Below are 18785 nucleotides of genomic sequence, written 5' to 3' on the forward strand. Positions count from 1 at the left end.
TGGTGGAAAAAATCGATGTTGGTGTTGCGTGGTCCGGGGGTGGCCCTCGCATGTCCAGCGGGTGTCAGGGCGCTGTGAGCTCGTCCCGTTAAGATGCCTGTTGAACCAATTTACTCCGTTTTGAAGGAATCAAAAACATGAGCATCCAGACCGTAGGCATCATTGGCGCAGGCACCATGGGCAATGGCATTGCACAGGCGTGCGCCGTCTCGGGCATCAACGTCGTGATGATCGACATTTCGGACGCGGCCGTGGTCAAGGGCTTGGCCAATGTGACCAAAAGCCTGGACCGCTTGGTCAACAAAGAAAAAATCAGCGAAGCCGACAAGGCCGCCGCATTGGCCCGCATCCAGGGCTCCAGCAGCTACGACGACCTCAAGGGTGCACAGCTGGTCATCGAAGCCGCGACAGAAAACCACGAACTCAAGGTCAAGATCTTGAAGCAGCTCGACGGCATGCTGGCCCCCAACGTGATCATCGCGTCCAACACCTCGTCGATCTCGATCACGCAGTTGGCCGCCGCCACGCAGCGCGCTGACCGTTTCATCGGCATGCACTTCTTCAACCCCGTGCCCATGATGGCGCTGGTCGAAATTATTCGTGGCCTGCAGACCAGCGACGCCACCCACGACGCGGTGCACGACATGGCGCTGGCGCTGGGCAAGACACCCATCACCGTGAAGAACGCCCCCGGCTTTGTCGTCAACCGCATCTTGGTGCCCATGATCAACGAAGCTTTCTTTGTGCTGGGCGAAGGCCTGGCCGAGGCCGAAGCCATTGACGCAGGCATGAAGCTCGGCTGCAACCAGCCTATTGGCCCGCTGGCGCTGGCCGACATGATTGGCCTCGATGTGTGCCTGGCCGTGATGGAGGTCTACCTCAAGGAATTCGGTGACAGCAAATACCGCCCTAGCCCCTTGCTCAAAGAAATGGTCGCCGCCGGTCGCTTGGGCCGAAAGACCGGGCAAGGTGTTTACAGCTACTGAGCGTGCCACTTGCGAGAAGGTGCTTAATGCCGTGGCGCATGGCTTGCGGGTGGCGGTCTTCGTTGGTGGAAAAGTGCGTGGCCCGTTTTATAGGCCATAGAGATCCGATTCACCAGAGATTATTTTCTGGTTTGATCTGTCCATGGCCTGAATTTCGCGGCGCAATTGAGCCACTTCGTAGCGCAGGATACCGATTTCCTGCATCAGGTCTTTTTCAATTTGGCGCTCTTCGTCTTCGACTTCCTTTTCGACAAAGATCGCCGACAGCGAGGCGGTGACGAGCGACAGCACGGCCAGTCCCAGCAGCACCACGATCACCGAAAAGGCGCGTGAGGCCTGGGTGGAGGGCACCACGTCGCCAAAGCCAACGGTGGCTGCAGTGGTGAAGGCCAACCACAGGCCATCGGACAAGGTTTCGATGCCCGGGTCGATGACCCAAAACCCCACACCGCCAAGCCCCAGGATGGCCAAGGCCAACAAGAGTGAATACACAAGGCCCTGTCGAATCAGGCGGTTAAGGCGTTTGGGAGGTTGTTGCATCCTGTGATTTTCCACCAAAGCGTCTGAGTGCTCAGGCCCTGGCGCTGACGCCAGTCTGCCCTGCGCCACAATCGGTGCATGACAGAAATGAACGCATCTCACCCCTACACCGATCTCACCCCCGACCGGGTGATGGACGCCTTGCAGGAACTGGGCTTGTGGCCCGATGGCCGTTTGCTGGCGCTCAGCTCTTACGAAAACCGCGTGTACCGTGCGCACTTGGACGAGCCGGTGCAAGGCAGCGCGGCGGTGGTGCTCAAGTTTTACCGGCCTGGGCGCTGGAGCCGCGAGCAAATTCAAGAAGAACACGACTTTGCGGCCGAGTTGCTGGCGGCCGAAGTGCCGGTGGTGCCGCCGATGTTGCTGAACGGCCAGACGCTGCATCAAAGTGCGGGGTTTGATTTTTCGGTCAGCCCCTTGCGCGGCGGCCGCACGCCCGAGTTGGATGACTTTGAGGTGCTGGAATGGATTGGCCGTTTTCTTGCCCGCATCCACACCGTGGGCGCGGCCAAGCCTTTTGCTCACCGCCCTACGCTCGATGTGCAGACCTTTGCGCTTGAGCCCGCCGAGTGGCTGCAAAAGCACCAGATGATTCCGTTGGAAGTGGAGCGCGAATGGCGCGAGGTCTTTGCTGCGGCGCTGGCGCTGGTGCAAGAAAAAATGGCGCAAGGCGCAGCAGACCGTCGCCTGATTCGCCTGCACGGCGACTGTCACCCGGGCAATATTTTGTGGACGCCTGCCGAGCTGCCCGGTGGTGGCCCGCACTTTGTGGACCTGGACGACGCGCGCATGGGCCCGGCCGTGCAAGACCTGTGGATGCTGCTCTCGGGCGACCGGGCGCAGCGCACGCAGCAACTGTCGGCTTTGCTCGATGGGTACGAACAAGTGCGCGACTTTGACCGGGCCGAGCTGAACCTGATCGAGCCGCTGCGCACGCTGCGCCTGATCCACTACAGCGCCTGGCTGGCACGGCGCTGGGATGATCCGATTTTCCCGATCAACTTTCCGTGGTTTGGCACGCCCGATTACTGGCGTGGTCAGGTGCTGATGCTGCAAGAGCAGGTTGAGCAAATGCAAGAAGCGCCGTTGGTGGTGTGAGAGCTCACAGCCACGCCACTGCTGGCTCGATCTCATGACCCGTAAAAAAGCCCTGCCAGGCAGCTGTCTGGAAGGGCTTTTTGTTGAGTAAGAACGATCAGCTCAACAGCGCATTCACCCGTTTCACATACGCCGCTGGGTCTGCGGGCAAGCCGCCTTCGGCCAGCAGGGCCTGGTCAAACAGGATGTGGGCCAGGTCGTGGAAGTGGACCGAGCCGTCGAGTTTTTTCACCAGCGCGTGTTCGGGGTTGACTTCGAGCACGGGCTTGACTTCGGGGGCGCTTTGCCCAGCTTGCTTGAGCATGCGGGCCAGTTGCATGCTCATGCCGTCGTCGGTCACCACCAGGCAGGCGGGGCTGTCCACCAGGCGGCTGGTCACGCGCACGTCTTCGGCTTTGTCTTTCAGCGCTTCTTTGAGTTTGGCCAGCACGGGCTTGAAGGTTTCGGCCGCGTCTTCGGCGGCTTTCTTTTCTTCTTCGTCTTGCAGCTTGCCCAGATCAAACGCGCCCTTGGCCACGCTTTGCAGCGGGGTGCCGTCAAACTCGTGCACAAAGTTGAGGGCCCACTCGTCCACGCGGTCGGTCATCAGCAGCACTTCGATGCCTTTTTTCTTGAAGACTTCGAGTTGCGGGCTGTTCTTGGCGGCGGCCAGGGTGTCGGCGGTGATGTAGTAAATCGCGTCCTGGCCTTCTTTCATGCGGGCTTTGTAGTCGGCAAAGCTCACGCTCACGGTGTCGTGGGTCGATGACGCAAAACGCAGCAGCTTGGATAAACGCGCTTGGTTGCCAAAGTCTTCGCCCAGGCCTTCTTTGAGCACCGCGCCGAACTCGGCGTAGAACTTGGAATACTGGCCCTGCTTGGCCTTGTCTTCGTCGCTCAGAACGTCGGTCACGCCGTCGGTCTCCTCAGGTGCCTTGTCGTGTTTCGCCAGATCTTCCAGCATCGACAGCACACGCTTGGTGCAGCCTTCGCGGATGGCTCTCACGTCGCGGCTTTCTTGCAGCAACTCGCGGCTCACGTTCAGGGGCAGGTCGGCCGAGTCCACCACGCCCTTCACAAAGCGCAGGTAGCTGGGCATCAGCGCTTCGGCTTCGTCCATGATGAACACGCGCTTAACGTAGAGCTTGATGCCCGCCTTCTTGTCGCGGTTCCACAGGTCTTGCGGGGCTTTGGACGGGATGTAGAGCAGTTGCGTGTATTCGGTGCTGCCTTCCACGCGGTTGTGGGTCCAAGTCAGTGGGGCTTCAAAGTCGCGGCTGATCTGTTTGTAGAAGTCGGCGTATTGCTCGTCGGTGATGTCTTTCTTGGGGCGGGTCCACAAGGCGCTGGCTTTGTTGATGGTTTCCCATTCGCCGGTCTTGACCATGCCGCCGGGCTGGCGGCCACCTCCTTCGTTGTTCGGATCGATCAGCTCGCCGTCTTTCCAGTCTTCCTTCTCCATCAAGATGGGCAGGCTGATGTGGTCAGAGTATTTGCCAACGATTTCTTTCAGCTTCCAGGTGTTGGCGTACTCCAGCGCTTCTTCGCGCAGGTGCAAGATCACGCTGGTGCCGCGTTCGGCGCGGGTGATGGTCTCGACCTCAAAGTCGCCCGTGCCGCCGCTGATCCAGCGCACGCCTTCAGCAGGCGTGGCACCTGCGCGGCGGGTCTCGACGGTGATCTTGTCGGCCACAATGAAGCCCGAATAAAAGCCCACACCGAACTGGCCAATCAACTGCGCGTCCGACTTCTGGTCGCCGCTCAGTTGGCTCACAAAGTCTTTGGTGCCGCTCTTGGCAATCGTGCCTAGGTGGTTAATGGCTTCTTGCGCCGTCATGCCGATGCCGTTGTCGGTGATGGTGAGCGTCTTGGCGGCTTTGTCAAACGACAGGCGCACTTGCAAGTCGGGCGCGTCTTCGTACAGCGCGGTGTTGTTCAGCGCTTCAAAGCGAAGTTTGTCGCAGGCGTCTGAGGCGTTGGAGATCAGCTCGCGCAGAAAGATTTCTTGGTTGGAATACAGCGAGTGGGTGACCAGGTGCAGCAGTTGCGCGACTTCGGCCTGAAAGGCATGGGTTTGTTTGCTCATAGCGGTTCAACAGTAAAAAAGATCAGAAAACAAGAACGCCCCACAGCTTGGGGCGTCACGGGTGAATTTCAAGGGGTCAAAATGACTCGTTCGGCCCCAGATACCGCCATGTCCCTGCAGGCATCTGGCCCAGTTGCACGCCGCCCATGCGGATGCGTTTGAGGCCCACGACTTTCAGGCCGACTTGTTCGCACATGCGGCGTATCTGACGCTTTTTGCCCTCGGTCAGCACAAAGCGCAGCTGTTCGGGGTTTTGCCAGTCCACCTTGGCGGGCTTGAGGGGTTTGCCGTCCAAGCTCAGGCCGTGGCGCAGGCGCTCCAGTTGCTCTTTCGGGAAGATGGCTTGCACGTTGGCGCTCACGCGGTCAAAGTCGCCAATGACGGTGAGCGGGTTGGCCTTGCCGCCATAGGTGGCGGACGCAGCCGAGGCGGCGGCGGTGTTTTCGTGGCCGGTATAGGCCACGCGCACCAGATACTCTTTTTCCATCTCGGAGTCTTCGCCAATCAACTGGCGCGCCACGCGGCCGTCTTGTGTCAGCACCAACAAGCCTGTGGAGTCGATGTCCAAGCGCCCTGCCGGGGCCAAGCCGCGCAGGTGCGGCGGGGTGAAACGAAGCTTGGATGGGTCACCACCCCAGTGGCTGCGCGGGTTGATCAGGGTGATCGCGGGTTCGTGTCCGTCTTCGGCCTGGCCGCTCACATAGCCCAAGGGCTTGTGCAAAAGAATAGTCACTTGTCGGTCTTGTTGTTGCTCGGCCGCTTTGTCGATGGTGATGCGGTCAGACAGCGTGACCTGCTGGCCCATGCTGGCGGGCAGGCCGTTGACCATCACCCAGCCTTGTTCGATCCAGGCGTCGGCTTCGCGGCGCGAGCACATGCGCAACTCGGCCATGCGCTTGTTCAGGCGCGAGGTGCCGCTGGGTTCGGCCGTTTCGCCTTTGCCTTCGGGGCGGGGGGCGCGTTTGAATGCAGGGGGCTGGGTCATGGGGTTAGCGCTGACAGGATGGGGCCAGATAGGCTTGACGCTGATTGTCCCTTGTTTTGTGTCAGCCAAATTGGGCGGTGCGCAGCCCCTGCAAGTCCAGGATGCGCAGACCGCCGTATTCGACGCGAATCAGTTGGCGCGCTTGCAGCACGCGCAGGGCTTCGTTCACCCGTTGACGAGACAAACCAACCAAGTAAGCCAGCTCTTGTTGCGTGATGCGCAACACTTCGCCCACACCCGAGAACAAGACTGGATTGAACAAAGCCGCCAGATGACGAGCCAAGCGCAATTCGGGGTTGTTCATGCGATCCAGTTCGCGGGCAGCGATGAATTGGCCCAGACGTTCGTTGAGTTGCTGCATGATGAAGCGGTTGAAACCCAGCGAGTGGTCAATCAGCCAGTGAAAAGTTTCCAGAGGTAGCCCCGCCACCACACTCGGGCGCAGGGCCTGGATGTTGTAGCGGTAGACCTCGCGCTTGAGCGCCGTCCCCTCGCCAAACCAGCCTCCGGGTGGCACACCCGTAAAGGTCATGGTCTGACCGCTTTCGTTGTCGCTGCTCATCTTGAGCAGGCCCGAAATCACGCCAAACCAGAAAGTCACAGGACGGCCAACGCGGCAGACATAGTCGCCTGCCTGAGGGTCACTCACCACCAGTTGTGGCACGATTTCCAGGCGCTCTGGCGGGCGCAACAGATGCAGCCACGGGATTTCCTGGAGATCGGCTTCGGTGGGAGCGCGGCGGCGCTGGTAAACGCTGTTTTCTTTGGCCATGGCGATGGTCTGTCTGTCAGTTGACGGTCAGGTGGGCTAGGGGTCTTCCCTGAATTGTCGTCCAAACGACAACTTAGCGTCAAATGACTGCCTACGATCTCCAACAAGTTCAGCCGCATTGCATCCAATGCGCCGTTTTTGGAGACAGGTCAGGTCATGCAAACAACGTTTCCCCGCTTGATGCTCAAGCATGCTGCCGAGCGCCCCACAGCGCCCGCATTGCGCGAGAAAATATATGGCATTTGGCAAACCACCAGCTGGTCGGATTTGGCCAGCCTGGTCCAGTCTGTCGCCTGTGGCTTGCACCAGGCGGGTCTGCAGCGCGGCGAGCACCTGATCGTGGTGGGCTCCAACCGCCCACGTCTTTACGCCACGATGCTGGCCGCACAGTCCTTGGGCGTTATTCCGGTGCCGCTGTATCAGGACGCGGCTGCCGCCGAGTGCGTGTTCCCCATCACCAACGCCGAGGTGCGCTTTGCGGTGGTGGAAGACCAGGAGCAAGTTGACAAGATGCTGGAAGTGCGTGAGCAATGCCCACAACTGACCCACATTTATTACGACGACCCACGCGGCTTGCGCAAGTACACCGAAGACGGTTTGGGCTCACTCGAAGAGTTGATCGCGGCCGGTGGGGTGTTTGCCCAGCAGCACCCTCAGTTTTTCAACGAAGAAGTTGAAAAAGCGGCCCATACCGATGTGGCGGCGATGTTCTTCACTTCGGGTACGACCGGCAACCCCAAGGGCGTGGTGCATACGCACAGCTCATTGATCGACCGCGCCGACGCCGGCGCTGAATTCGACAAGCTGACCCATGCCGAAGACGTGCTGGCCTACATGCCGCCAGCCTGGATTGGGCAAAACATCTTCAGCTACGCGCAGTGGTTGGTGTGCGGCTACGTGGTCAACTGCCCCGAGTCTTCGGCCACGGTGACCATCGACCTGAAAGAAATTGGCCCAACGTATTATTTCGCACCGCCCCGGGTGTTTGAAGGCATGCTCACCAGCGTGATGATCCGCATGGAAGATGCGGGCAGCTTCAAGCGCAAGCTCTTTCACCACTTCATGTCTGTGGCCAAAAAAGTCGGCCCGGCCTTGATGGACGGCCAGTCGGTCGGCTTCATGGACCGTTTGGTGTATGGCTTGGGTAACCTGATGGTTTTCGGCCCCTTGCGCAACAACATGGGTTTCAGCCGCGTGCGTGTGGCCTACACCGCGGGCGAGGCGATTGGCCCTGACCTGTTCACTTTCTTCCGCTCGATCGGCGTGAACATCAAGCAGCTGTATGGTTCCACCGAAACCGCCGTGTTCGTTTGCTTGCAGCCCGACAACGAAGCGCGCGCCGACACGGTGGGCGTGCCTTGCAAGGGTGTGGAGATCAAGGTGGCCGACAACGGCGAGATCTTGGTCAAGTCGCCCGGCTTGCTCAAGGGCTACTACAAAAACCAGAAAGCCACCGACGAAGTGCTGACGGCCGACGGTTGGTACCACACCAGCGATGCGGGTTTCATCGACAGCCACGGCCACCTCAAAATCATTGACCGCGTGAAAGACGTGGGCCGCATTCAGGGCGGTGCCAACGACGGCGCGATGTTCGCGCCCAAATACGTCGAAAACAAGCTCAAGTTTTTCCCTTTCATCAAAGAGGTGGTGGCTTACGGCGACCAGCGCGAAAAAGTTTGCGTCATGCTCAACATCGACTTTGATGCCGTGGGCAACTGGGCAGAGCGCCGCAACCTGTCTTATGCGGGCTACACCGATCTGGCCCAAAAGCCCGAGGTCTACCAGCTCATCCAGGATTGCGTGGAAAAGGTCAACGCTGACTTGGCAGAAGACGCCATGCTGGCGGGCAGCCAGATCAGCCGATTCTTGGTCTTGCACAAAGAACTGGACGCCGACGACGGTGAACTCACCCGCACCAACAAAGTCCGCCGTGGCTTCATTGCCGACAAATACAAACCGCTGGTGGATGGCCTGTACGAGGGCAAAGCCGAGCAGTTCATCGAGACGGTGGTCAAGTTTGAAGATGGCCGCACCGGCACCGTGAGCGCCACGCTCAAGATTTCCGACGCCAAAACATTCACACCCGTGAAGGCCGCAGCATGACCAAGAAAATCGGCGACGTCATCATGGACGTCAACCACATCAGTTTGCGCTTCGGCGGCGTGAAGGCGCTGACCGACATCTCGTTCAACGTGCGCGAGCACGAAGTGCGCGCCATCATTGGCCCCAACGGCGCGGGCAAGAGCTCGATGCTCAACTGCATCAACGGTGTTTACCAGCCGCAAGAGGGCAGTATCACTTTCCGTGGGCAAAAGTTTGACCACATGAACAGCCGCCAAGTGGCCGAGATGGGCATTGCCCGCACGTTCCAGAATTTGGCCTTGTTCAAGGGCATGAGCGTGATCGACAACATCATGACCGGCCGCAACCTGCACATCAAGAGCAACCTGTTCTTGCAGGCTTTGCGCATCGGTCCCGCCCAGCGCGAAGAAGAAAAGCACCGCGAATTCGTCGAACACATCATCGACTTTCTGGAGATCCAGGCCTTTCGCAAAACACCCGTGGGTCAGTTGCCTTATGGCTTGCAAAAGCGGGTGGACTTGGGTCGCGCCTTGGCCATGGAGCCCAAGGTGCTCTTGCTCGACGAACCCATGGCCGGCATGAACATGGAAGAAAAGCAGGACATGTGCCGCTTCATCTTGGATGTGAACGATGAGTTCGGCACCACCATCGTGTTGATCGAGCACGACATGGGCGTGGTGATGGACATCTCGGACCGCGTGGTGGTGCTGGACTACGGCAAAAAAATCGGCGACGGGACTCCCGAAGAAGTGCGCAACAACGAAGAAGTGATCAGTGCCTATCTGGGCACCAGCCACTGAGGAGAAAAAGACATGGCATTTTTTCTGGAAGCCCTTTTTGGCGGCCTCATGGCCGGCATGCTTTATTCCTTGGTCGCCCTGGGTTTTGTCTTGATTTTCAAAGCCTCAGGCGTGTTTAATTTCGCGCAAGGCGCGATGGTGCTGTTTGCCGCCTTGGCCATGGCCCGTTTTTCAGAGTGGGTCCCAGGCTGGCTGGGCATCGAAGACAAGTTCATGGGCAATCTGATTGCCTTTGTGCTGGCTGCCGCCATCATGTATGTGCTGGCTTGGCTGATCGAGCGCCTGGTGCTGCGCCACTTGGTCAACCAAGAGGGCGTGACTTTGCTGATGGCCACTTTGGGCATCACCTACTTTTTGGATGGCTTGGGGCAGACCATTTTTGGAAGCGCCATTTACAAAATTGATGTGGGTATGCCCAAAGAGCCCGTCTTCCTTTTCGAGTCGGTGTTCCCTGGCGGAGTACTGATCAGTTTGGAGGATGTTTACGCAGCTTGTATCGCGGCTTTGTTGGTGGTGGTTCTGTCGCTGTTTTTCCAGAAGACCGGTACCGGTCGCGCCCTGCGTGCTGTGGCCGATGACCACCAAGCCGCTCAATCCATTGGCATCCCGCTCAACCGCATTTGGGTGATCGTCTGGTTCGTGGCGGGTATCACCGCCTTGGTCGCCGGCATCATCTGGGGCTCTAAATTGGGTGTGCAGTTCTCCCTGACCACCGTGGCTTTGCGTGCTTTGCCGGTGATCATTTTGGGTGGCCTGACTTCGGTGCCCGGTGCCATCATCGGCGGCCTGATCATCGGTGTGGGCGAGAAATTGTCTGAGGTTTACCTGGGCCCCTATGTGGGCGGTGGCATTGAAATTTGGTTTGCGTACATGCTGGCTCTCGTCTTTTTGTTGTTCCGTCCGCAAGGCTTGTTCGGCGAAAAGATCATTGACCGCGTGTAAGGAGAGAAAAACATGTTTTACAGAGAAAACGGTCAGTTCAAGACCTCTTACCGCAGCGACCAGCAGATCTTTGCGATTGCGCAAGACCGCTGGGCCATCCTGGCGCTGATTGCCTTCGCTTTCGTCGGCGTGCCCCTTATCGCCGATGAATACATGTTCCGCGCCATCTTGATCCCCTTCCTGATCTTGTCGTTGGCCGCATTGGGAGTGAACATCCTGGTCGGTTATTGCGGTCAAATTTCCCTGGGTTCAGGGGCTTTCATGGCCGTGGGCGCTTACATGGCCTACAACACCTATGTGCGCATCGAGGGCATGCCGGTCATTTTGGCCTTGCTTGCAGGGGGATTCTTCGCCACATTGGTAGGTATCTTCTTTGGGATTCCCAGCTTGCGAGTCAAGGGCCTTTATTTGGCGGTGGCCACCTTGGCGGCCCAGTTCTTTTGCGATTGGGCATTCAGCCGCATCAGCTGGTTCACAAACAACAGCTCTTCTGGCTCTGTGGCGGTCTCTGATTTCCAAGTGTTGGGTTGGGTCATTGATTCGCCGGTTGACAAATACCTGTTTGCCTTGAGCTTCTTGGTGGTGTTTGGTTTGCTTGCCAAAAACCTGGTGCGCTCGGCCATTGGCCGGGAATGGATGGCGATCCGTGACATGGACGTGGCCGCTGCCGTCATTGGCATTCGCCCCATGTACGCCAAACTCAGTGCCTTTGCTGTCAGCTCTTTCATCGTGGGGGTGGCCGGCGCTCTGTGGGGCTTTGTGCACTTGGGCTCCTGGGAACCTGCGGCGTTCTCGATTGACCGCTCCTTTCAGTTGCTGTTCATGGTCATCATTGGCGGCATGGGCTCCATCATGGGCAGTTTCTTTGGCGCGGCCTTCATCGTGGTGTTGCCCATTTTCTTGAACCAGTTTTTGCCGGCTGTGGGGGCGGTTTTCGGGATTGAAATCTCGACGGCCTTGGTCTCCCATGTCGAGTACATGATTTTTGGTGCTTTGATTGTCTGGTTCTTGATTGCCGAGCCTCACGGCCTGGCTAAGCTCTGGAGCATTGCCAAGCAGAAGTTGCGGTTGTGGCCCTTCCCGCACTGAGTGAAAGGGTGTGTTGGCGTGGGCATTGATTGCTCTGCCATCACATCATTGCAACTTGAATGATGGGTCCATTGGTATTTCACACACGATTTAAGGAGACAGTTCAATGAAGCTCAAAAAGTTAGCCATGTTGGCCACTTTGGCTTGTGCAGGTTTGTCAGCGGTAGTCACCACTTCAGTCATGGCACAAGAGAAAGTCCAGTTCTTCCCCAGCTTGACGGGCCGCACGGGACCAGTCGCACCAAACGCAACACCTTTCGCGAATGGCTATGCTGACTACATGAAGTTGGTGAATGCCCGCGGTGGCATCAACGGTGTGAAAACCCTTGTTGAGGAATGCGAAACCGCATATGCAACAGACCGTGGTGTCGAGTGCTATGAACGACTGAAGGGCAAGCATGGAGGTGCCACGGTCTTTCAGCCTTTGTCAACCGGCATCACGTTTGCTTTGACCGAAAAAATACCGACTGACAAAATCCCTATGATCACTTCAGGTTACGGGCGCAGCGACTCTGCTGACGGTGGTGTCTTCAAGTGGAATTTCCCGCTGATTGGTCACTATTGGGTGGCGGGGGATGTTTTGTTGCAGCACATTGCAAAACAGGCTGGTGGCTGGGACAAACTCAAAGGCAAAAAAATAGCGGTTGCCTACCACGACAGTCCATTTGGCAAAGAGCTTTTGCCCATTGTGCAAGAGCGAGCAGCCACACATGGCTTTACCCTTCAGTTGTTGCCCATTCCTGCACCCGGTGTCGAACAAAAGGCCATTTGGCTTCAAGTGCGCCAACAGCGACCCGATTACGTGATGCTTCAAACTTGGGGTGTCATGACGGCCACCTCGATCAAAGAGGCTATTGCAACAGGTTACCCGCGTGAAAAAATGTTTGGTACCTGGTGGTCTGGTGCTGAACCTGACATCAAGGACATTGGGGCCGCAGCCAAAGGCTACAACGCCGTCATGATGCAGCACGGCGCAGAACCGCAGTCTGCTGTGGTTAAGGAAATTCTGGCCAAAGTGCATGACAAAGGCCAGGGAACCGGGCCGAAAGCAGAAGTGGGTGAGGTGTTGTACATGCGGGGAGTGGTTGGTGCGATGCTCGCTGTTGAAGGCGTTCGCCAAGCCCAGGAAAAATATGGCAAGGGCAAGGTCATGACTGGCGAGCAAGCACGCTGGGGCTACGAGAACCTGAACTTGACGCAGGCCAAATTGGATGCGTTGGGCTTCAAGGGCGTCATGCGTCCGGTTTCCACCTCTTGTGCGGATCACATGGGCTCTGCATGGGCGCGTGTTCACACATGGGACGGCAGTAAATTTGTCTGGGCGTCCGATTGGATGCAGGCTGATGAGCAAATCATCAAGCCATTGGTCAAAGCTTCAGCCGACAAGTACGCCGCCGAGAAGAAGATCACGCGCCGCGCTCCTGCGGATTGCCAGTCTTGATCTGAAACCACGCCTGCCGCGCAAGCGGCAGGTGGTCAGCTGCAGCGGGCATTGGCCCGCCAACAGCTGCCAAATGGAACCCTTGCGTGCAGCGATTTCATTTGGCTTGAACCCCAGAATTTGAAAAGGCACAGTCCATGAGCGACCAAAACATTGTTCTCAACGTCAATGGCATCGAAGTCATTTACAACCACGTCATCTTGGTACTCAAGGGCGTGTCCCTGCAGGTGCCAGAGCAAGGCATCGTGGCTTTGCTCGGCGGTAACGGCGCAGGCAAAACCACCACGCTGCGCGCGATCTCCAATTTGCTGCAGGGCGAGCGCGGCGACGTGACCAAAGGCAGCATCGAGCTGCGCGGTGAGCGCATCGAAAACCTCACGCCAGCCGACCTGGTCAACCGTGGCGTGGTGCAGGTCATGGAAGGGCGACACTGCTTTGCCCACTTGTCGATCGAAGACAACCTGTTGACTGGAAGTTATACCCGCAAGGACAAGGGCGAGATCGCGGCCAACCTGGACAAGGTTTACACCTATTTCCCGCGCCTCAAAACCCGCCGTACTTCGCAAGCTGCCTACACCTCGGGCGGTGAGCAACAGATGTGTGCCATTGGCCGCGCCCTGATGACCAACCCCAGTGTGATGTTGCTCGATGAGCCCTCCATGGGTCTGGCTCCACAGATCGTGGAAGAGGTGTTCAACATCGTCAAAGACCTGAACGAGAAAGAAAAGGTCACTTTCTTGATCGCTGAGCAAAACACCAACATGGCGCTCAAATATTCTGACTACGGCTACATCATGGAGTCGGGTCGCATCGTGATGGACGGCGTGGCTGAAGACCTGCGTACCAACGAAGACGTGAAAGAGTTTTACTTGGGCATGGGCGGTGGCGAGCGCAAGAGCTTCAAGGATGTCAAGAGCTACAAGCGCCGCAAGCGCTGGTTGGCTTGATACGCTGACTTTACCCCTTGACTTTCTCTGCGCAGTATCCCAGAAAGAAATCCATGTCTCAGCACTTTGATGCGTTGGAAACGCTCGCCCCAGAAGTCCGCGAAGCCGCACTGATGGCCGCTTTGCCCGCGCAGGTTGCCCAGGCCAAAGTCCGTGCCCCGGCCTTTGCCGAGTTGCTCAAGGACGTGGCCGCTGCCAGTGTCAACAGCCGCGCAGCGCTGGTCCGATTGCCGGTGATCCGCAAAACCGAATTGCTGGAGCGCCAGAAGTCTGCGCGTGCAGCGGGCGGCAATGTGTTCGGCGGTTTCAGCACCTTGGGCTTTGGCCAAGGCATGACCCGCGTGTTTGCCAGCCCTGGCACGATTTACGAACCCGAGGGCACCCGTGCCGATTACTGGCGCATGGCCCGCACCCTGTTTGCGGCCGGCTTTCGCCCGGGCGAGTTGATCCACAACTGCTTCAGCTACCACTTCACCCCCGCGGGCTCGATGATGGAAACCGGCGCGCATGCGCTGGGCTGCACCGTGTTCCCGGGGGGCACAGGCCAGACCGAGCAACAAGTGACGGCCATGGCCGAGTTGCAGCCTGCGGGCTACATTGGCACGCCCAGCTTTTTGAAAATCATCCTCGAAAAAGCCGCCGAGATGGGCGTGGCTCTGACCAGTGTTCGCAAAGCGCTGGTGTCGGGCGAGGCCTTTCCGCCCAGCCTGCGCGAGTGGATGACCGCGCACGGCGTCGATGCTTACCAGTGCTACGCCACCGCCGATGTCGGCTTGATTGCTTACGAAACCGCTGCGCGTGAAGGTCTGGTGTTGGACGAGGGCGTGATCGTCGAGATCGTGCGCCCCGGCACCGGCGACCCGGTGCCCGAGGGCGAAGTGGGCGAGCTGATCATCACCACGCTCAACCCCGACTACCCCTTGATCCGTTTTGGCACGGGCGATTTGTCGGCCATCTTGCCCGGCACTTGCCCCACCGGCCGCACCGGACAGCGCATCAGGGGCTGGATGGGCCGTGCTGACCAGACCACCAAAATCCGGGGCATGTTTGTGCACCCGGCACAGGTGGCCCAGATTGTCAAACGCTTCCCCGAAGTGGGTAAGGCCCGACTTGTGGTGACGGGTGAGATGGCCAATGACCAGATGGCCTTGCATGTGGAGACCGATCGGCTGGCCGATGACGTGCTCAAGGCGCGCGTGGCCGAAGCGGTGCGCGATGTGACCAAATTGCGGGGTGATGTCCACTTGGTGGCGCATGGGAGTTTGGCCAATGACGGCAAAGTCATCGAGGACGCCCGCAGCTACCAGTGAGTCAATGCCGATGATGCTCTGCCTGTGCCCTCAAAATCCTCAATCAAATCAAGGGTAACCAAGGGTATTCGGCTAAGTGTTTCCCGATATTTCATGACACTGTGGTGGTTTTTACAATCACATCACCTTTAAGGAGTTTGTTCATGAAGCAATGGATTGCACTGGCCACTCTGGCTGCTTTCTCTGTGGGCGCTTACGCTCAGTCCTTCCCGGGCAACAAGCCTGTGTCTATCGTTGTTCCATTCACCGCAGGCGGCCCGACAGACCGCGTGGCGCGTGATTTGGCCGAAGCCATGCGCAAGCATATTCCTGGCAGCAACTTTGTGGTTGAAAATGCGGCTGGCGCTGGCGGCACGATTGGTGCAACCAAAGTTGCCAAGGCTGCACCTGATGGTCACACTTTGTTGTTGTTCCATATTGGCATGGCGGCTACGCCGGCGCTGTATCGCAAGCTGTCTTACAAGCCCCTTGAAGACTTCGAGTTTTTGGGCATGGTCAATGATGTGCCGATGACTTTGGTCGGCAAGCCCCAGTTAACCGCCAACACTTACCGTGACTTTGAAAACTACATCCGTGCCAATGCAGGCAAGTTGAACATCGCTCACGCGGGTTTGGGCTCTGCTTCCCACATTTGTGGCTTGCTCTGGCAGACCAACATGAAGACCAAAGAGGCCATGACCACCATCCCGTTTGGCGGAACAGCGCCTGCCATGACGGCCTTGATCGGTGGTCAGGTAGACATGATGTGTGATCAAACCACCAACACCACGGCCCAGATCGAAGGCGGCCGCATCAAGGCGTTTGCGGTCACCACGGCCCAACCCCTGAGCGGTCACCCTGTTCTCAAGCACTACCCCAGCTTGCAGGAAATGGGCATGAAGAACTTCAACCTGACCATCTGGCACGGTTTGTATGCCCCCAAAGGCACGCCAGCCGCCATCACCAAAATGTTGAACGATGCGCTCAAGAAATCCCTGAAGGACCCTGAGTTCATCAAGAAGAACGAAAGCCTTGGCGCGCTGGTGGTCAGCGACAAGCGCGTGGAGCCCGAAGAGCACAAGAAATTTGTGGCTGCCGAGATGATCAAGATCAAGGCTGCCGTGGACGCGGCAGGCAAGTTCGCAGACTGATCTTCAATCCCGCTCCCTGAAAAAGCCGCTGTTCAAGCGGCTTTTTCTTTGGGCGTGAGCCGGACCCCTACATCAGTCAGCGAAGCGCTCGATGCCCAAAATACCCATTTTGTTCAGGCCTTGACGCTGTGCGCCAGCCAGCACCGCAGCGGTCGCGCCATAGGGCGCTTGGGCGTGCGAGCGGATGTGTAGCTCGGGCTGGGGTTGACGCAAAGCGGCCTCGGTCAGACGCGTCTGCAGCGCCTGACGGTCGAGCAAGGCTTGGCCATTCCACGAGATGACCGCGTCGGCTGCAATGTCGATGCGCACCACTTCAGGAGGTGTGGGCGGCTTGTTGACGCTGGGGGCGGGCATGTCCATGTTCACCGCATGCAACTGCACCGGGATGGTGATGATCAGCATGATGAGCAGCACCAGCATCACGTCGATCAGCGGCGTGGTGTTGATGTCCATCATCACTTCGGGTTCATTGATTGGGTTGGTGCCTAGGTTCATGGCCATGTGAGGTTCCTTGTGCGGCAGGCCTTAAGGGCCAGGCTCGGTGATGAAGCCGACTTGGGTGATGCCAACGCGTTGCACGGCGTTGATGACGCGACCCACGGCAGCGAATTCGCTTTGGGCATCACCCCGGATTTGCACTTCGGGTTGAGGTTGCATGGCGGCAAACTTGTGCAGCCTGGCCAGCAAATCGTCTTGGTTTTTCATGGGGGTGTCGTACAGGTAAATCCGGCCCGTTCGATCCACCGAGATGATGACGTTTTCGGGCAGGGTCTGGCGCACCACATTGGACTCTCGCGGCAGATCCACCTTGATGGAAGTGGTCACCACCGGGATGGTGATTAAGAAAATGATCAACAGCACCAGCATCACATCCACCAGGGGAGTGGTGTTGATGGTGCTTAACACCTCATCGTCGTCCTGTGAGCCCAGCGCGGGGTCGAGGTTCATGCCCATCACTTGCCCGCCGAGGCCAGCAGCACGGCGTGCAGGTCGGCTCCGAAAGCATGGACCTCTTCCATCACCGCTTTGTTGCGGCGCACCAGCCAGTTGTAGCCCAGCACCGCAGGCACGGCCACAGCCAAACCGATGGCGGTCATGATCAGTGCCTCGCCCACCGGGCCAGCTACTTTGTCGATGCTGGCTTGGCCCGAAATGCCGATCTTGACCAGTGCATGGTAGATGCCCCAAACGGTGCCGAACAAACCGACAAAGGGAGCAGTTGCGCCGACCGTGGCCAACACCGTCAAACCGTTTTGCAGCCGACTTTGTACCGTGCTCAGGGCGCGCTGAATGCTCAAGCTGACCCAAGTGTTGAAGTCCACGCTAACCACCATGTTGCTGTGTTTCGCAGCGCCTTCCAGGCTTTTTTCGGCAATGAATCGGAAGGGGCTGCTGGCCTCCAGGCCCAAGCTGGCCTCGCGCAAACTGCTGGTGGCCCTCCAAAGTCCCTGTGCGGCTTGGGCAAATACATGCATGCGCCTTTGTTCAGCCCATTTGCTGAAGATGACGTACCAGCTGCTCACACTCATGAGCACCAGAACCAGCAAGGTGATTTTGGCAATGGCGTCACCTTGCGCCCACAGCGCACTCAAGCCATAGGGGTTGTCTGGCAGGGAGGATGGAGTGCCAAGGGGTGCACTGGCGCCGGGAGTGCTTATGGCGGTGCCTACCGCAACGGTGGCCGCTGCCTCAGCGGGCGTCGTGACATTGGGCGCAGCGACAAGACCTGTTGGCGTCAGCAACATGGCCAGCGAAAGGGCCAGGCCCGTCAATGATGCGCGCAACAGATCAGATTTGAAAAGGGGGTAATGCATAAAAAAGAAACTCCTGTGGAATCAGTGTGCAGGGAGGCAGCGTAAGTGGTAAGTGGTATGGGCGGTGATGGCCCGGCTCAGTCCAGACGCCATCTGTACTTCAAGCTGGCCCAGGCTTGTTCGGGTTGGCCATCCACTGTGGCGGGCTGAAAGCGGCATTTTGACAAAGCCGCACGGGCTGCCTGATCCAGACGGGGAAAACCGGAGCTTTTTTCAATCTCGGACTGCGATACCCGACCGTCCACACCCACCAGAAAACGCAGGCTCACGGTGCCTTCTTCTTCCATGCGGCGAGAGACGCTGGGGTAGTCGGGCTTTTCGCAATGGGCAGCGCTCACCGTGGCCGCTGTGCGGCTGGGGGCTGTCTGTCGCACGCTGGCGGGCGCTGGCACAGGTGCGGTACTGTTCGCAAGGCTGGCGGGCGGTGTGCTGCTGACCGCCGATATTGCCGTCGAGACGCTGGGGTTCACATTGGCGGGCACATCGCTCGGCGGCACATAGGCAGGCTGCTGAGGGAGGGGAGGCGCAGGGGCGGTTTGGCTTGGAGTCGGAGGTTTGGGTGCGCTCGCAGGGGAGGGCGGTGTTGCCGGCGGCGGGGTCAACACCGGGGCTTCTTGCAGCAGAACCGCTTGCACCACATTGGGTATTTCCTTCACCCATTGTTGTGCCAAGCCTGCTTGCAGTGCCCACAGCAACAACAGGTGCAACAGCACGGCCATCGCCAGGCCCATGAGCTTGCGTTGGGAGGGAGGCTGAAGGTAGGTGTTGCTGGACATGTTCTGGC

General features: G+C 58.5%; 18 protein-coding genes. 10 read left to right on the forward strand and 8 right to left on the reverse strand.

The window, feature by feature from the left end; genetic code table 11:
* Window positions 1-137: 137 nt before the first annotated feature.
* Window positions 138-986: a 3-hydroxybutyryl-CoA dehydrogenase gene (locus HEQ17_RS15475; protein ID WP_296293562.1), complete on the forward strand. Its 849-nt coding sequence runs from the start codon at window positions 138-140 to the stop codon at window positions 984-986.
* Between the two features lie 87 nt (window positions 987-1073).
* Here HEQ17_RS15475 and HEQ17_RS15480 read toward each other — a convergent pair whose 3' ends face one another.
* A complete protein-coding gene (locus HEQ17_RS15480; RefSeq protein WP_296293563.1) occupies window positions 1074-1526 on the reverse strand; it encodes a potassium channel family protein in 453 nt (150 codons plus the stop codon).
* Between the two features lie 78 nt (window positions 1527-1604).
* Between HEQ17_RS15480 and HEQ17_RS15485 the strand changes: the two genes are divergently transcribed.
* Window positions 1605-2624 carry a serine/threonine protein kinase gene (locus tag HEQ17_RS15485; RefSeq protein WP_296293564.1) on the forward strand — a complete coding sequence of 340 codons (1020 nt, stop codon included), beginning with the start codon at window positions 1605-1607 and terminating at the stop codon, window positions 2622-2624.
* 97 nt (window positions 2625-2721) lie between these two features.
* On the opposite strand, the gene htpG is transcribed toward HEQ17_RS15485, so the two are convergent.
* From htpG to HEQ17_RS15500, 3 genes are all read right to left on the reverse strand, one after another.
* Window positions 2722-4689 (reverse strand): molecular chaperone HtpG, encoded by a 1968-nt coding sequence (gene htpG / locus HEQ17_RS15490; RefSeq protein ID WP_296293566.1) that lies wholly within the window; start codon window positions 4687-4689, stop codon window positions 2722-2724.
* A gap of 76 nt (window positions 4690-4765) precedes the next feature.
* Window positions 4766-5674: a pseudouridine synthase gene (locus tag HEQ17_RS15495; protein ID WP_296293568.1), complete on the reverse strand. Its 909-nt coding sequence runs from the start codon at window positions 5672-5674 to the stop codon at window positions 4766-4768.
* A 61-nt stretch (window positions 5675-5735) separates the two neighbouring features.
* Window positions 5736-6446 carry a Crp/Fnr family transcriptional regulator gene (locus tag HEQ17_RS15500; RefSeq protein ID WP_296293569.1) on the reverse strand — a complete coding sequence of 237 codons (711 nt, stop codon included), beginning with the start codon at window positions 6444-6446 and terminating at the stop codon, window positions 5736-5738.
* Between the two features lie 156 nt (window positions 6447-6602).
* Here HEQ17_RS15500 and HEQ17_RS15505 point away from each other — a divergent pair, with 156 nt between their 5' ends.
* From HEQ17_RS15505 to HEQ17_RS15540, 8 genes are all read left to right on the forward strand, one after another.
* Window positions 6603-8549: an AMP-binding protein gene (locus HEQ17_RS15505; protein WP_296293570.1), complete on the forward strand. Its 1947-nt coding sequence runs from the start codon at window positions 6603-6605 to the stop codon at window positions 8547-8549.
* On the forward strand, window positions 8546-9328 hold the full coding sequence (locus tag HEQ17_RS15510) for an ABC transporter ATP-binding protein (protein ID WP_296293571.1): 783 nt from the start codon (window positions 8546-8548) through the stop codon (window positions 9326-9328). Before HEQ17_RS15505 ends, HEQ17_RS15510 begins: the two co-directional genes overlap by 4 nt.
* Window positions 9329-9340: 12 nt before the next feature.
* Window positions 9341-10270 carry a branched-chain amino acid ABC transporter permease gene (locus HEQ17_RS15515; protein ID WP_296293572.1) on the forward strand — a complete coding sequence of 310 codons (930 nt, stop codon included), beginning with the start codon at window positions 9341-9343 and terminating at the stop codon, window positions 10268-10270.
* A 12-nt stretch (window positions 10271-10282) separates the two neighbouring features.
* The gene (locus tag HEQ17_RS15520; RefSeq protein WP_296293573.1) at window positions 10283-11359 is read left to right on the forward strand and encodes a branched-chain amino acid ABC transporter permease; all 1077 of its coding nucleotides are present in this window, start codon (window positions 10283-10285) and stop codon (window positions 11357-11359) included.
* A 106-nt stretch (window positions 11360-11465) separates the two neighbouring features.
* Window positions 11466-12800, forward strand: a complete 1335-nt coding sequence (locus HEQ17_RS15525) for an ABC transporter substrate-binding protein (RefSeq protein ID WP_296293575.1) — start codon at window positions 11466-11468, stop codon at window positions 12798-12800.
* Between the two features lie 137 nt (window positions 12801-12937).
* Window positions 12938-13747 carry an ABC transporter ATP-binding protein gene (locus tag HEQ17_RS15530; RefSeq protein WP_296293576.1) on the forward strand — a complete coding sequence of 270 codons (810 nt, stop codon included), beginning with the start codon at window positions 12938-12940 and terminating at the stop codon, window positions 13745-13747.
* 53 nt (window positions 13748-13800) lie between these two features.
* The gene (locus tag HEQ17_RS15535) at window positions 13801-15057 is read left to right on the forward strand and encodes an AMP-binding protein (protein ID WP_296293577.1); all 1257 of its coding nucleotides are present in this window, start codon (window positions 13801-13803) and stop codon (window positions 15055-15057) included.
* Between the two features lie 143 nt (window positions 15058-15200).
* The gene (locus tag HEQ17_RS15540) at window positions 15201-16187 is read left to right on the forward strand and encodes a tripartite tricarboxylate transporter substrate-binding protein (RefSeq protein WP_296293578.1); all 987 of its coding nucleotides are present in this window, start codon (window positions 15201-15203) and stop codon (window positions 16185-16187) included.
* Window positions 16188-16259: 72 nt separating this feature from the next.
* On the opposite strand, the gene HEQ17_RS15545 is transcribed toward HEQ17_RS15540, so the two are convergent.
* The 4 genes from HEQ17_RS15545 to HEQ17_RS15560 all read right to left on the reverse strand — a co-directional run bounded on the left by HEQ17_RS15545 (window position 16260) and on the right by HEQ17_RS15560 (window position 18777).
* Window positions 16260-16688, reverse strand: a complete 429-nt coding sequence (locus HEQ17_RS15545) for a biopolymer transporter ExbD (RefSeq protein WP_296293579.1) — start codon at window positions 16686-16688, stop codon at window positions 16260-16262.
* A 24-nt stretch (window positions 16689-16712) separates the two neighbouring features.
* The gene (locus tag HEQ17_RS15550; RefSeq protein ID WP_296293580.1) at window positions 16713-17141 is read right to left on the reverse strand and encodes a biopolymer transporter ExbD; all 429 of its coding nucleotides are present in this window, start codon (window positions 17139-17141) and stop codon (window positions 16713-16715) included.
* Window positions 17141-18001 carry a MotA/TolQ/ExbB proton channel family protein gene (locus HEQ17_RS15555; protein ID WP_296293581.1) on the reverse strand — a complete coding sequence of 287 codons (861 nt, stop codon included), beginning with the start codon at window positions 17999-18001 and terminating at the stop codon, window positions 17141-17143. The genes HEQ17_RS15550 and HEQ17_RS15555 overlap by 1 nt, the downstream gene beginning before the upstream one ends.
* 77 nt (window positions 18002-18078) lie before the next feature.
* Entirely contained in the window at window positions 18079-18777 is a 699-nt protein-coding gene (locus HEQ17_RS15560; protein ID WP_296293582.1) for an energy transducer TonB, read from the reverse strand.
* Between the last annotated feature and the right edge of the window lie 8 nt (window positions 18778-18785).

This window comes from Limnohabitans sp., assembly GCF_023910625.1.
Classification (GTDB): domain Bacteria; phylum Pseudomonadota; class Gammaproteobacteria; order Burkholderiales; family Burkholderiaceae_C; genus Limnohabitans_A.